This window comes from Phycisphaeraceae bacterium, assembly GCA_019636675.1.
Classification (GTDB): Bacteria; Planctomycetota; Phycisphaerae; order Phycisphaerales; family UBA1924; genus JAHBXC01.
This window is the reverse complement of sequence record JAHBXC010000003.1, coordinates 332,298-345,754: the sequence shown is the minus strand read 5'-3', so window position 1 is coordinate 345,754 and position 13,457 is coordinate 332,298. Positions and strand designations below refer to the sequence as shown.

The following is a 13,457-nucleotide window of genomic DNA, read 5'->3' as shown; positions in this document are numbered from 1 at the left end:
TTTGCGTCGCTCCAGATCTGTGGCATGTTGCCAAGTTGAAGCAAGCGAAAGGCGATACGCCGCCCGCCCCGAACGGGTTTCTCGTGTCGGGTCTTTTTCCGTGCGCGTGTCCCGTGGGGGTTCTGTTCGGATACGCTGCCCGAGGTGGAAACGCAGGCCCACATCGCGCTCAAGGCCGGGGCACGCGCCTTCCTTCTGGATCGTGGCGCCCGGGCGGTCGCGTGCGAGGTCCGCTGCCCGATGGGGCGCCGGGCGCTCGATGTGGCCGGCTATTTCCCACGCTCGCCGCGCCACAGCGAGGCAGAGTCGGCCCAGACGGGGCTCTTCACCGACGCCCGGGCCGGGCTCCGGGCTCGCGACGGCGCCCGCGACGCGTCCAACGCGTGGACGGGTGAACAGCTCCGCGCGCGCACCGTCGTCGTCGAGTGCAAGGCCACGCGCGAGGACTTCCTGCGCGACGGCTCGGAGCGCGACGAACTGCTGAACGCGCGCGACGCGCTGCTGGCGCGCCGGGAGAAGGTCGAGCGGTCGCTGCGCGATCGCGGCGTGGGCGCGCCGGCGGAGCCGATGCTCTTCGGCGACCTCGCGCAGTGGGACTTCTCGACGGTCGACAGCCCGGCTCGGCGCGAGATCCTCGCGGAGTTGTCGCTCGTCGAGCGCAAGCTGCGCGGGCAGACGAAGTTCTTCGAGATGACGCGCTACCGGCTGGCGGATGTCCTGCTGATCGCGGCGCCTCGCGGCATGATCCGACGCCGCGAGCTGCCCGAGGGCTGGGGCCTGCTCGAGTGCTCGAGCGCGTCGCTGCGCGCGTGGGCGAAGGCCGCGGCGCGCGACGATCCGGCGCCCGCGCCGTCGCTCTCGGTCGTCGTTCGCCCCCCGGCGCTCGACGCGCCGCCTTTGTGGAGAGAGCGCCTGCTGCGCCACATCGCGTACGCGCTCACGCGCGACGCGGGCGCGTCACAGGGCGCGGTCGGATCGCCACGCCTGCGCGATGGGCATGCGCCGGCCCGAGCCGAAGGCGACGCCTGAGACCTTGATGCCGATCGCGGCCTGCTTGCGCTTGTACTCGTTGAGGTCGATCAGTCGCACGATGCGCGCGACGTCCTTCGGGTCGAAACCGGTCATCGCGACGATCTCGCGCGGGTGCAGGCGCTCCTCGACGAAGAGCTCGACGAGGCGGTCGACGACCTCGTAGGGCGGGAGCGAGTCCTGGTCGGTCTGGTTGGGGCGCAGCTCCGCGCTGGGGGGCTTGTCGATGCTGGATACGGGGATGGGCGCCCGGGCGAAGCCGCTGTCGAGGTGGTTCGCGTTGATGTGTCGCGCGAGCCGGTAGACCCACTCCTTGGTGACATCGGAGAGCACCGCGAGCCCGCCGTTCATGTCGCCGTAGAGCGTGCAGTAGCCGACCGCGAGCTCGCTCTTGTTGCCGGTGGTGAGGAGCAGCGCGCCGGTCTTGTTGCTGAACGCCATGAGGGTGAGCCCGCGCAGGCGCGACTGGATGTTCTCTTCGGTGACGCCGGGCTCGGTGGGCAAGCCGAGCGAAGCGAACTGGGGCGCGAGCGTGCGCTCGAAGAGCGCGTGGGCGTCTTCGATGGGCGTGACGAGCATGCGCAGGCCGAGCGCGTCGCACAGCGAGCGCGCGTCGTCGAGCGCGTGCGAGGACGAGAAGCGGCTCGGCATCGCGAGAGTCAGGACGCTCTCGGGGCCGAGGGCGGCGGCGGCGATCGCGCCGGTCACCGCCGAATCGATCCCGCCAGAGACGCCCAGCACGACCTTCGAGAACCCGGTCTTGCGGCAGTAATCGCGCACGCCCAGGACGAGGCAGTCATACAGCAGCGACTCGGGCGTGGTGTCGCGCAGCAGGTCGTGGGCGTCGGGGATCGAGGGCCACTGCGCGCGATCGGCCGGAAGGTCGAAGACGACGAGGTCGTCGCGGAAGCGCCGGCCGCAGGCGACGAGTCGCGCGCCGCCCTCGGCGCGCCGGTCGGGGACGAAGGCGATGGCGTGCCCGTCGAAGACGAGCTCGTCGTTGCCCCCGAGCTGGTTGACGCCGCAGACCGCGACATCGGCGCGGGCGGCGTGCTCGGCGAGGATGCGTCGCTGGGCGGCGGCCTTGCCGAGCACGAACGGGCTGGCCGACGCGTTGACAACGAGCGAGGCGCCCTGCGCGACGAGTTGCGCGACAGGGTCGGGCCTGGAGCGATAGCGCGTGATCGCGCCGGCGTCGGCGCCGCGCCACAGGTCCTCGCAGATGGTGAGCCCGACGCGCACGCCGGCGACCTCGACGACGCGCGGCTCGTCGCTAGGTGTGAAATAGCGGTCCTCGTCGAAGACGTCGTAGGTTGGGAGGAGCTGTTTGGAGTAGACGGTTTCGATGCGACCGTTGCGCATCGCGAGCAGCGCGTTGCGCAGCGCCCCCGCTTCAAACCAGGGCGCGCCCACGACCACGAGCATGCCGGGGGCGAGGGCCCCCAGATCGCGCGCCAGCCCGTGGGCGGCGGCCATGGCCTCGTCGACGAAGCCGTGGTGGAGCAGCAGGTCTTTGGGGGGGTAGCCGACGAGGGCCAGCTCGGGCAGCAGCAGCAGGTCGGCGCCGGGAACCAGGGCGTCGCGGGCGGCGTCGAGGATGCGCGCGGCGTTCGCGCTGATCTCGCCGACGGTCGGGTTGAGACGGCAGAGCGCCACGCGCATGGGCGTGATAGTAGGAAAGCCCCGGCCCGGGGGCGCCCGGCCCGGGTCTCGCTCGCTGGCTAGAGTCGTCCGGAATCGACACGGAGCAACCCCCGATGAACCTTCGCAAACCGTTCGTGATCGCGCTGTCCGCCGGGCTTTTGCTGGCTTGCCCGCTGGCAGGGAGCGCCGAGATGGAATCCTCTTCCCAGCAGGCCGCCGCCGGCGCGCCCGAGTCCGTGCGCCTCGCCGCGTTCTTCGAGGCGGGCGAGTCGATGCGCTACTCGATCGGCATCGCGACCAACGTCACGCAGACCGAGGGCGAGGGCCAGCCCATCACGCTGCGCCTCGAGCAGTCGCTGACGCTGGACCTGTCGGTCGCGAGCGTCGACGAGCGCGGCGCGGTGCTCGAGGGCTCGGTCGTGGGCGTGAAACTGGGGACCGACTGGCGGGGGAACTTCTACGAGTACGCCTGGCCTCAGCTGACGACCGAGGCGCCGGCGGTCCCGATGCCCCCCTTCGTGCTGCTGCGTCTGATGGGCGAGCGGGCGCGCGAATCGACGCTGCGCGTGCGCGTGGACATGCCGGTGGATTCGACCCCCGGGCGCGTGACGGTCTCCGGCTTCGAGAGCCCGGCGACGGCGCTGGACAACCAGGCGGTGTTCGACATGAGCGTGCTGGGGATGATGGCCAACGAGCAGCTCGGCGAGGCGCTGACCTCGGCGTTCTTCGTGGAAGGCGCGCTCGACCGGCCCCGTCGCGCGAAGACCGGCTGGCAGAGCACGGAGCGCGTGGAGATGGGCGCCGCCGGCGCGATCGAGATCGCCACCGAGTGGGCGGTCGACCAGATCAGCAACCGGCTCGCGAAGATCGACGGGCGCCCTCGCGCCGCGGTCCTGCCCCCGGCCGCCACGGACCCGACGGCGCCGACGGTGCGCATCGCCGACCAGTCGGGCTCGGTGATGATCCTCTGGGACCACACGCGAGGCCTGCTGCAGCGCCGCGAGGCGAAGCAGTCGATCACGACGGTGTGGACCATCGGCGCGATGTCGCTGACGCAGAAGCAGGAAACAACCGCCGCCGTCGAGCTGCTGACCCGCTGAGGGCCCTCAGCGGAGCTCTTCGGCGTTCGGCGCTTCTTCGAGCGTCTCGCCGAGGGTGCGCTTCAGGACGAGCCTGTCGAGGCGCATGACGCCGGCGGCGATCACCGCGAACACGCAGAAGAACGCCGCCTCGGCGCCGGTGACCGCCAGCGCGAGCAGCGCGACCTCGTTGATCGCGTCGTCGTCGAGGTTGAGCAGCGACGCGAACCACGCGAGGCCGCCCTCTCGGAACCCCAGCACGCCCCCGGGCGACGCGCTGCCGATCATGTAGTACACGGTCGCGTCGAACACCGCGCGTTCGATGGGCAGCGAGATGCCCATCGCGGCGGCGACGACGAGGAACCGGCCCGCCTGCACGCCCGTGTCCAGCAGCCGGAAGGTGCACGCCCACAGCATCACCGGGGTGTCTCGCACCACGACATACGAACCAAGCGAGAGTGCGCGCAGCCATGCGACGCGCTTCGACGCGAGTTTCCCAAGCAGCGAGCCGATCACGGTGCAGACATACGCGCCGGCGACGCCCAGCGGGACCCAGCGCCAGCCGATCTGCGGCGCCAGCGTGGACGCGAGCAGCATCGGGAAGAACGCGCCGATCGTGCTCAGCCCGAAACCGAGCATCCAGGGGACCATCAGGCGCATCGACACGCCGTCGCGCTTGTTGTGGATCAGCACGCGGACGATGAAACTCGTCTTGAAGGGCAGGAACGCGAGGAACGACGCGACGGCGTTGGTCAGGATGCAGCTCAGCGCCGGAACGGGCCGCACGGGCTTCGACGCGATCCAGAAGCCAAGCCCGTTGATCACGATCGTCGCCAGGTTCAGCAGGAACATCACGAAGATCAGCAGCGGGCCGGCGCGCAGCAGGCCCTGGATCGACTCCTGGTTCTGCGGCGTGAACGCGAGCCGGATCGTCCATACGAACAGCACGACGCCGATCGCCGCGCCCAGCGCCTGCACCGCGATGCGCACCGCTGGGTGGGCCTTCACGGGTATTCCTGACGCGTGCAGCGGATCATGATGTCGTTGAGCAGCACATGGGGCGGCTGCGACACGATGAACGCGATGGTGTGCGCGATGTCCTCGGGCTCGAGCACGGGGCCGATGGACTCCATGAACTGCCCGAAGGTCACCGGGTCGTAGCCGGCGCTGTCCTGGAACTCGCTCCTGACCACGCCGGGGTGAATGGCGCTCACGCGGATTCCCTTGGGCGCCAACTCCCGCCGGACGGCTTCGGCGATGCTGGTGATGGCGAACTTGGTGCTGCCGTACATCGAGGAGAAGGGCGAAATGTGCTTGCCCACGCTGCTCGAGAGCACCACGATGTCGCGCGCGGCGCGGGGCCAGTCCTTCGCGTGCTCCGCGTCGGCGCTCAGGCGCGTGCCGGCCTCTCGGATCAGCCGGGCGGCGCCAAGCAGGTTGAGACGGATGATCTCCTCCCACTGCGTGTCGTCGGACGACATGGGCGACCCGCGCAGGCCGCGGCCGGCGTTGACGACCACCAGGTCGGCGGTCTTGCCGAACTCGCGCTGCGCCGTGTCGAAGAGGTCGGCGATGACGGGCTGCTCGACGCAGTCGCCCACGACGCCGACGGCGCGCCCCCACCCCTCTTCGGGCCTCGCGTTGATCTCGCCAACGAGGGCGTCGAGTTTCTCGGCGCGCCGGGCGTTGACGACCACGCTCGCGCCGGCAGACGCCAGCTCGAGGGCCGTGGCGCGCCCGATCCCGGAGGAGGCGCCGGTGATGACCGCGATGCGGCCGCGCAGTGGCGAGGAGTGTGGCATACTGATGGTCCGATGGAGCGAGCGGGCGAGGATGAACGACGGTCCGGCGTGAGCGTTCAGGGGTCGCCCAGCGCTGCCGCTGAGGGTACGCGCGCAGAGGGGGGCGCGGTGCGAACCGGGGTCTGGACGGTCGCGCTGCTCCCGGAGTTCGGCCCCTGGGCGCTCGCGGGCTGGCAGAGGTCGATCGTGATGGGGCTGGGGGCGATGGGAGCGATGCTCATCATCGTCGCGGCGGTGATCGCGATGTACTTCGTGCTGGGCGTCGAGCTGGCAGCAGCGATTTTCACGGCGGGCTCGGCGGCGATCGCGCTGATAGCGCTTCTCTGCCTGTGGACCATGTCGAGCGCCGGGCGCGCGTGGAACGCGCTCGCTTCCCCCGAGGGCGTGCGCGCGGCGCTCGCGCGCCGAGGACGACCGTGGGACGACAACGAGCACGAGCGCGCGCTCGGCGCGGTGAGGGCCGCGTGGCCCGCGCACCGGCGACCCCGCTGGGAGCGCCTGCAGGCAGCGGCGGCGGCGTTCGAGTTGCCTGCCCCTCGCGCCGTGGTGATCGACCCGACGGGGCGGTTCAACTCGCTCCCTCGGGAGACGCGGCCGGATCTTCCGGAGCCCGAGGATGTGGGCGGGTGGGCCCGTGGCGCGACCGCGAAGAAGCGATTCCTGTCGCTCCCGACGATGGGGATGCTCCTGCTGCTGGCGTACATGATCGCGAACCAGTTCATGTTGCAAGGGATCAGCGCTCGCTACGCGCTCACGCTCACAGCGTTCTTCCTGATCGTGCTGCTGCTCGAGCTCTTCCGCCCGGCGCGCCGGCGATTGATCCCCGGCCTCGACGACACGGTCGTCGCGGCGCCCTCGCTCGTCGTCGTGCATTCGCTCAGGCGCACACTGGTCTTTCGCGCCGATGATTCCGTCCTCGTGCTCGCGCGACACCGGCAGAGGATGGGCGAGACCTCCGTCACGCTCACCAGGGACGACGGCGAGCGCGTCGCGCTGCAATACGCGGGCGCCGAGGACCCTCGACTCCTCGCGCTCTGGTCGCTGTGGCTGCACCCCCTAGCGTCGCGCTGGGACGCGTCGAGCGCCGAGATCGTGCCTGAGCACCCACCGATGATCGCAACGAGGGTTCCCTGTGATTGAGCCGCGCTCGCCAGCGTCGGGACAGGGCGCCGAGGCGCGACCGCGCGAGCGGGCGTGGTTTGTTCTGCTGGACGGTTTCGACCTCGTGCGGCAGCGCCCGCGACGCGCGTGGCTCGCTCGCCTCGCGCGGGCGGCGATCGTCGTCAGCATCCTCTTCATCGTGTCGTGGGTCATCGTGTCGGCGCGAGCCCGGGCAGCGCCTGGGTTGTCGTGGTCGGTCTGGGTCGGCGGTTCGGCGCTGCTCGTGGTCCCGGCGATGCTGTTCGTCGTCGCGCTCTTCCTGCCGAGGGTGCATCTGGCGAGGTTGAGAGGGCCCTGGGCGCGGCTCTCGACCCCGGAAGGCGTCGACGCGTTCATCGCAGAGAAGCGATTCTCGGGGGACGATGCGCTGCGCGAGCGACGGCGCGCCGTGCTGCGCGCCTGCTCGCCGCTGGCGGGAGCGACGCGGTGGCACGAGGTCGATCGCGTCGCGCGCTCGTTCGGCGTGGCGCCGCCGGTCGCCGTCGTCGTGGGCGCGCGTGACCGTTTTCCTGCGCTCCGCAGCGCCGAGATCCCCGTTGAGATGCTCGAGCCCGAAGAGATCGGACGGGCGGTGGACGCCGACGAAGCGCGTGCGATCCTGCGCGATCCGAGCGTCTGGTTGTTTCTCCTCGCGTCGGTGACGCTCATCGTGGTGATCGCGCTGCCGCGCCCGTCCGGGAGCGTCGTCAGCCCGTGGGTCATCGCAGTGGCCGGCGCCCTCGTGGCGGCGTGGCGCCTGTTTCGCGCGCCGACGCGCGGGATGCCCGGGGGGCAGCGCTCGCTGGTCGCCGCGCCGGGTCTGGTCGTGTCGCGCGGCGGTGGGCCGGATCGCGTCTTCACGCGCAACGACAGCGTGCTCGTGATTCATCGCAACTTCCGTCGCGTCAGCGGCGCGCTCGCGACCATCACCCGGCGCGACGGGGAGCGGGAGGCCCTCGAGTTCCCGAGCGAGCGCGACCCACGCCTGGTCATGCTCTGGCGTCTCTGGCTGCACCCTAGGGAGTCACGCTGGGACGCGGCGAGAGGCGAGGCCATCCCTCGGGAGGAAGGCGAACCGGAAAAAGGGTTGGAGATCCCGGGCTGACCGGGTACGCTGGGCGCGCGGGGCGCGTGCCTCCGGCCTGGCGCCGGGCGTTGCTGCCGCTGTCCTCGGTCTTCAAGGGAGCACGCCATGCGTCAGCACAACGGGTCATTCGCCGCGGGTCTTTCGGCATCCATCGCGTCGTGCGTCGCGTTCTGCGGCATGGCGATCGGCGCCGACATCCCCCTCAGCGTGCTGAACGCCGGGCCCTCGAGCGAGTCGTTGCCTGTGACCGGCGCCGACCCTGTCGCGTTCATCTATTCGCCGCGCGAGATCGTGAACACGACGATCCCGACCGCGCTGCCCATCGCGAACCTCGGTGGAACCGCGACGCTCGTGCAGAACGCCGCGGACCCGACGGGCGCCGGTGTTCGCAACCGCAGCCGCGGCGTGCTGGCCGTGTTTGATGTCAACAGCGCGAACCCGCCCTCGCTCGTGGTGAAGGCCAGCCCGGGCTTCGAGCCAACGGTCGCGGCCTCGTCGTTCATCTTCCTGACCGAGACCGCCGCGGGGACCATCTCGACGATGGCGCAGCTCGACGCGTTCCTCTCGGGCGCGACGCCGGGCGTCGACTATGTGCGCGTCTTCCTCGACAACCCCGGCTTCACGGGCGGCACAGGGCCCGGCCTGAACTTCACGGACGCCGACCTCGCGCCGACCACGCTCGCCACGGGGGGCGTGGCGTTCCCGGCGCGCGACTTCGGCGTGATCGACCCCGGCGCGCCGGGCAGCGCAGACGGCGGGGAGGGCTCGGTGATGGGGTTCGGCGTGGGCCTGCTCGTGCTCAGCGACGGCGCCGGGTCGGCGGTCCCGACGGAATACTTCTGCGTGCGGACCTCTCCCACGCTGGTGCGCCCGGTGTCGGCGCGGGTCGATTCTGCCGGGATCTTCCTGCTCGTGACGGCGGACATGCCCCTGGTGACCGACGGCGACAACTCCGTGTCTCCGAGCGATACGAACCCGGCGCAGCTGCCCGACAATGTGCTTCGCGCGCGCGTCGACGGCGCCGGGCCGGCGATCCTGCTGTCCGACTTCCTGATGGGGCTTTCCGTGCCGCGGTTCGTGCTGGGCTACGGCGTGTGGGGCGAGCGGCGCGACACGCTGGCGGTCCTGCTGAGCGCGCCGCTGGACGGCGAGGACCTGACGAAGATGCGTGCCGCGACCGTGGGGTTCATCCCCTCGCAGGTGTCGGGCGGCGTGCACTCGTTCGCCGGCGAGGTGACATTCGGGATGATCACGAGCTATGTCCCTGTCGGTGGAGGCGAATGCCCGGCGGGCGCGAACGCCGACACGAACGGCGACGGCGTGATCAACTTCGCCGACCTCAACGCGGTGCTGAGCGATTTCGGCGTCATGGGGGGCGCTGTCCCCGGCGATGTCAACGCCGACGGCCGGGTCGACTTCGCCGACCTGAACGCGGTGCTCAGCGCGTTTGGCGTGAGCTGTTTCTGAGACCGGCCCGGCGGCTCAATAGCGCCGGAGCACGCCCATCACGACGCCCTGGATCTTGCAGTCCTTGACGCGGATCGGCTCGAACGCCGGGTTCGCGGGCTGCAGGCGGATGTGGTCGGTTTCCTTGAAGAAGGTCTTGAGGGTGGTCTGGCCGTCGGGGAGCAGGGCGACGACGCGGTCGCCGTTGCGCGCGATGTCGCGGCGCTCGATGATGACATAGTCGCCGTCGAGGATGCCCTCGTCGCGCATCGAGTCGCCGTCGACGCGGAGCGCGAACGATCCGGCCTTGGCGCCGACGCGCGGGCCGAAGACATCGGTCAGGTCGAGCTCGTCGTTGTCCTCGAACTTCTCGATGGGGTAGCCGGCGGCGATCTTGCCCACGAGGGGGAACTTGAGGGGCTGTTCCTCGTCGGGGACGGAGATGCCCTCAGCGATCGACAAAGAGCGTGCCTTGTTCGGCTCGCGCTTGAGGGCGCCCTTGCGGATGAGCGCTTCGACGTGCTCGAAGACCGTGACCTTGCTCACGCCGAGCTCGTCGGCGAGCTCCTGCATCGTCGGGGAATAGCCCGAGCGCACGCGGCAGTCGCGGATCAGCTTCAGAATCTTCAGTTGCTTGGGAGTGAGGTTCATACTGCACCAGGTTCCAGCGGCGGGCGCCTGACTGGGCGCGCGCCGACGAGGCGAATGTCGAGCGAAGACCACGACCCGGGACGCCCGACGCCGGCGCTGCCGGCCTGCGAGCGAACCACGCGATCGTGCACGAAACCCCCTTGGTCGATTCCCCCTGATGCGCCAGCAGCGTCTCGGCGAGCAGCATCGCCGCCGCCTTCGACGCACGGGCCGACACGCGCACGCTGTCGATGCCGCGCGCCGCCTGCGATCCCTCCGCGTCGCGCCCGGCGCTGGGCGCGTACGCGTCGTCCGCCTGGCCCCTCGCGAACGCGCCCCCCCACCCGCCGCGACCGCCGCCCTGGGCGTTCTCGCCGAAGGTGTCTGCGCTGGGTTCGAGTTCGGCTCGCTCGAGACGCGTGCGGCTCTCGTCGGCGACATACAGGTCGACGAACGATCCGCCCGGGCCGAGTCTGAGCACCGCGTCTGTAGGGATGGGCATGGATGCCTCCGCGTGCGTGACTGCAAGACGCGGGCGACGCCTCCGCGGGCGCCCGTGAGGGACTCTTGAACACGCCCGTCGCGATCCGGCGACGAGCACTCAACGACGGCGCCTCGCGCCGCCCACCTGACCTCCGACTCTCCTCCGAACACCGTCGCGGATTGCCTGTCTGTCCGCATCCCGGCGTCGGGGGGTTGCTTCGGTCTTTGTTCGGACCAGTCTACCCGAGGGTTCGGGCCCGTGCAAGTGTTTTTCGGAAGATGTAGGGTATTTCATCCAAAAATCACCCAAACAGAACCGCCGGAATCGGGCGGATCTACCGCAACCCTTTGATAGGAATCAGTTTGGGCGCGAGTCGCACCGGCGCTCGAAACGGTCGCCCCGGCGCGCGATCAGCCCCTTCAGCTCGAGCATCGTCGCGTCCGCCAGAATCGCCCCGGCCTCCAGCCCCGTCGTCTCCACCAGTTCGTCGAGCGTCCGGGCGTCCTCGATCGCCTCGTAGATCGATCGCTGGCGCTCACTCAGCGCGACGGTCGCGCGCCCCGCCGCGCCCTCGCGCGATTCGGACGCCTCGGGGGTGAACAGCCCCTCGTCGTCGCCCGGGATGGAGAGCCCGCGCGCCCTCGCCGCGTGCGTCCCTGCGTGCGCGTGCCGGGCGGCGTTCTCGAGGATGTCGATCACATCGCGAGGAGAGGTCACCATCGCCGCGCACCCGGTCTTCAGCAGCTCGTTGGTCCCCTCGGCCGACGCCCAATCGACGCGCCCGGGGATCGCCATCACCTCGCGACCCTGGTCCTCGGCGGCGTACCTCGCGGTGATCAGCGCGCCGCTCTTCAGCGGCGCTTCCACCACCAGCACCCCAAGCGACATCCCCGAGATGATCCGGTTGCGCGCCGGGAAGTTCTCCGGGCTCGGGCCGGTGCGCAGGGGCAGCTCGCTGACGATCGCCCCGCCGGCGTCCACGATCTGCGTGAACAGCTCGTCGTTCTCGGGCGGGTAGCAGCTCGCCAGCCCGCAGCCCAGCACGGCGACGGTGCGCCCGTCGTGGGCGCGCAGCGCGGCGCGGTGCGCCGAGGTGTCGACGCCGCGCGCCCCGCCCGAGACGATCGTGAGCCCGGCCTGCGCGAGCGCGAGGGAGAAGCGGTCGGTCTGCTCGATGCCGTAGTGCGACGCGCGCCGGGAGCCGACGACGCCCACGCCGAACAGATCGCGCCGGGGATCGAGCGTGCCGCGGATATAGAGCACCGGGGGCGAGGCGGGCGTCTCGGCGAGCAGCGGCGGGTAGTCGGGGTCGCCCTGCGCGACGATGCGCACGCCCAGCGAGTGCGCGAGGTCGAGCTCGTCGCGCAGCGCGCGCTCGGAGTCGTCGAGCCCGCGCCGGATCTGACGCGCTTTCTTGTCGCCCACGCCCTGGAGGTGCGAGAGTTCGCGGATGGACGCGTGGAGGACGCGCTCGGGCGAGCCGAAGGCGCGCACGGCGCGCGCGATCAGCGTCGGGCCGAGCCCGTCGACCATCGTGAGGCGCAGCAGCGACGACGCCCCCGGGGAACAGACCTCACTCGCGACCGGCGCGGGGTCCATGGGGGCAGTCTACCAAAGGCGATCCGGGGCACAAGGGGGCAATGGGCAATGGGCAATGGGATCAGATCTTCCCCCCTCCCGCTCGCGGGTGCGGGCGGGGGGAGGGAGATCTGACTGGTGCGAAGTCACGCCCTGCTGACGCTCGATCGCGGCGCGCTCACAGCGCGTGCTCTCGCACGAAGAAGATGTAGTCCGTCGCGAAGGGCGGCGTCTCGATGCCGGCGCTCTTCATGTCGAGGGGGATCTGCCCCCGGTGATAGGTCCCGTGGTGCGAGACGTGCAGCATGATGTCGAGGGCGCGCGTCGTGAAGGCGCTGCCGTCGGTCGAGGTGTAGCCGATCACCTCGTCGAGAGCCCCCTCGTGCATCGATCGACAGAACTGCGCCCAGCGCGCGCCAAGCAGTTCGGCGTCGGCGCGCACGCGCGAGAGTGCCGCATCTTTCGGGAACACGGCGCGTCCCTCCTCCCACTCGCCCGCGCCCAGGCGAGACAGCCACAACTCCCCGGCGCGCACCACATGCGCCATCCGCTCGACCGACTTCGCCGGAGGACGCGCCACACCCCCCAGGATGTCCAGCACGCGCAGGTTGGCCCAGCGATCAAACTCGAACAGACGCGACAACATCTCGATTCGGCTCATGGCCGCATCGTATGGGCTCGCGGGGGTGGGCGATGGGCAATGGGCAATGGGCAATGGGCAATGGGCAATGGGCAATGGGCAATGGGCAATGGGCAATGGGATTCGATCTTCCCCCCTCCCGCTCGCGGGAGGGGGCAGGGGGAGGGCGATCTGACAAATGCGCACGCCGCGCGCTCGTCACCGCTCGCGCGGCCGCTCTTCGTTGAACTCCCAGCCGGCCCAGTCCGCGAAGTCCTTGCGCGCTTCCCAGAGCCCTTCACCGACGCCCCACAGACGCGCGTGCACGACCGATCCGTCGCCGAGGATCATCCAGCGGTTGTGGCCCGTGCGGTTCGAGTACCGCTCGGCGCCGCGTTTGTCTCCGGGAAGCATCAGCACGCTCGCGCGACGGAAATCGCGATCCGGCGACATGGTGACGATCCTGTCTTTGTCACCGAAATTATCCCATCGCACCCGATACTTCGGTTCGACGCTGAATGGTCCAGCATCGAGCAGGGTCGCGTGCTCGGGCGTAGCGCCCCGCCACTCGGCCTCGTTCTCGGGGAATCGCCCGGACTCGTCGTGGAAACGCTGAAATGATGCCGCGATCGCTTCGATGCGATCCCGTTCATGCCCAGACTCGGTCAGGATGACTGAACAACTATACGAGCGCGCGACCGCCGGGAGCACCACGACCGCGGCAAGGAGAAACACTCCAGCGATGCTCGCACCAATCCACCTTCGTCGAGTTCGTCGAGTTCGTCGAGAGCCGTTCGGCATGTCTTCCCACTATACGCGACGAGCGTTGCATCTGTTGCTGTCCATGTTGATGCATGACGGCGTCTGCTCTCCGGCCCCCTCTCCCCCCGAGGAAAGAGGGCTGTGGTGAGGGGTTCAG

General features: G+C 70.2%; 12 protein-coding genes. 5 read left to right on the top strand and 7 right to left on the bottom strand.

Going from position 1 to position 13,457, the window contains the following annotated elements:
• Positions 1 to 144 precede the first annotated feature (144 nt).
• Complete coding sequence (locus KF684_11730; protein MBX3353593.1) at positions 145 to 1,029, top strand: hypothetical protein; 885 nt, start codon at positions 145 to 147, stop codon at positions 1,027 to 1,029.
• Here the strand turns inward: KF684_11730 and KF684_11725 are convergent.
• A complete protein-coding gene (locus KF684_11725) occupies positions 958 to 2,691 on the bottom strand; it encodes an NAD+ synthase (protein ID MBX3353592.1) in 1,734 nt (577 codons plus the stop codon). The two genes, KF684_11730 and KF684_11725, sit on opposite strands and share 72 nt — an antisense overlap.
• 95 nt (positions 2,692 to 2,786) lie before the next feature.
• Here KF684_11725 and KF684_11720 point away from each other — a divergent pair, with 95 nt between their 5' ends.
• The gene (locus KF684_11720; GenBank protein MBX3353591.1) at positions 2,787 to 3,773 is read left to right on the top strand and encodes a hypothetical protein; all 987 of its coding nucleotides are present in this window, start codon (positions 2,787 to 2,789) and stop codon (positions 3,771 to 3,773) included.
• 6 nt (positions 3,774 to 3,779) lie between these two features.
• Here the strand turns inward: KF684_11720 and KF684_11715 are convergent, their stop codons facing one another.
• Positions 3,780 to 4,760: a hypothetical protein gene (locus KF684_11715; GenBank protein MBX3353590.1), complete on the bottom strand. Its 981-nt coding sequence runs from the start codon at positions 4,758 to 4,760 to the stop codon at positions 3,780 to 3,782.
• Positions 4,757 to 5,554, bottom strand: coding sequence for an SDR family oxidoreductase (locus KF684_11710; protein ID MBX3353589.1), 798 nt, complete (start codon positions 5,552 to 5,554; stop codon positions 4,757 to 4,759). Before KF684_11710 ends, KF684_11715 begins: the two co-directional genes overlap by 4 nt.
• 108 nt (positions 5,555 to 5,662) lie before the next feature.
• On the opposite strand from KF684_11710, the gene KF684_11705 reads away from it, so the two are divergent.
• The 3 genes from KF684_11705 to KF684_11695 all read left to right on the top strand — a co-directional run bounded on the left by KF684_11705 (position 5,663) and on the right by KF684_11695 (position 9,248).
• Entirely contained in the window at positions 5,663 to 6,694 is a 1,032-nt protein-coding gene (locus KF684_11705) for a hypothetical protein (GenBank protein MBX3353588.1), read from the top strand.
• Entirely contained in the window at positions 6,687 to 7,799 is a 1,113-nt protein-coding gene (locus KF684_11700) for a hypothetical protein (protein MBX3353587.1), read from the top strand. The genes KF684_11705 and KF684_11700 overlap by 8 nt, the downstream gene beginning before the upstream one ends.
• A gap of 87 nt (positions 7,800 to 7,886) precedes the next feature.
• On the top strand, positions 7,887 to 9,248 hold the full coding sequence (locus KF684_11695; GenBank protein MBX3353586.1) for a hypothetical protein: 1,362 nt from the start codon (positions 7,887 to 7,889) through the stop codon (positions 9,246 to 9,248).
• A gap of 15 nt (positions 9,249 to 9,263) precedes the next feature.
• Here KF684_11695 and lexA read toward each other — a convergent pair whose 3' ends face one another.
• The 4 genes from lexA to KF684_11675 all read right to left on the bottom strand — a co-directional run bounded on the left by lexA (position 9,264) and on the right by KF684_11675 (position 13,273).
• The gene (gene lexA, locus KF684_11690; protein ID MBX3353585.1) at positions 9,264 to 9,878 is read right to left on the bottom strand and encodes a transcriptional repressor LexA; all 615 of its coding nucleotides are present in this window, start codon (positions 9,876 to 9,878) and stop codon (positions 9,264 to 9,266) included.
• A gap of 820 nt (positions 9,879 to 10,698) precedes the next feature.
• The gene (gene dprA / locus KF684_11685) at positions 10,699 to 11,940 is read right to left on the bottom strand and encodes a DNA-processing protein DprA (GenBank protein MBX3353584.1); all 1,242 of its coding nucleotides are present in this window, start codon (positions 11,938 to 11,940) and stop codon (positions 10,699 to 10,701) included.
• A gap of 157 nt (positions 11,941 to 12,097) precedes the next feature.
• Positions 12,098 to 12,580 (bottom strand): hypothetical protein, encoded by a 483-nt coding sequence (locus KF684_11680; GenBank protein ID MBX3353583.1) that lies wholly within the window; start codon positions 12,578 to 12,580, stop codon positions 12,098 to 12,100.
• Positions 12,581 to 12,757: 177 nt separating this feature from the next.
• Entirely contained in the window at positions 12,758 to 13,273 is a 516-nt protein-coding gene (locus tag KF684_11675; GenBank protein MBX3353582.1) for a hypothetical protein, read from the bottom strand.
• Between the last annotated feature and the right edge of the window lie 184 nt (positions 13,274 to 13,457).

Excerpts from the sequence above, each read along its gene's own strand:
- KF684_11710 (MBX3353589.1), bottom strand. The coding sequence starts at position 5,554 with ATGCCACACTCCTCGCCACTGCGCGGCCGCATCGCGGTCATCACCGGC.
- KF684_11680 (MBX3353583.1), bottom strand. The coding sequence starts at position 12,580 with ATGAGCCGAATCGAGATGTTGTCGCGTCTGTTCGAGTTTGATCGCTGG.
- lexA (MBX3353585.1), bottom strand. The coding sequence starts at position 9,878 with ATGAACCTCACTCCCAAGCAACTGAAGATTCTGAAGCTGATCCGCGAC.
- KF684_11725 (MBX3353592.1), bottom strand. The coding sequence starts at position 2,691 with ATGCGCGTGGCGCTCTGCCGTCTCAACCCGACCGTCGGCGAGATCAGC.
- KF684_11720 (MBX3353591.1), top strand. The coding sequence starts at position 2,787 with ATGAACCTTCGCAAACCGTTCGTGATCGCGCTGTCCGCCGGGCTTTTG.
- dprA (MBX3353584.1), bottom strand. The coding sequence starts at position 11,940 with ATGGACCCCGCGCCGGTCGCGAGTGAGGTCTGTTCCCCGGGGGCGTCG.
- KF684_11695 (MBX3353586.1), top strand. The coding sequence starts at position 7,887 with ATGCGTCAGCACAACGGGTCATTCGCCGCGGGTCTTTCGGCATCCATC.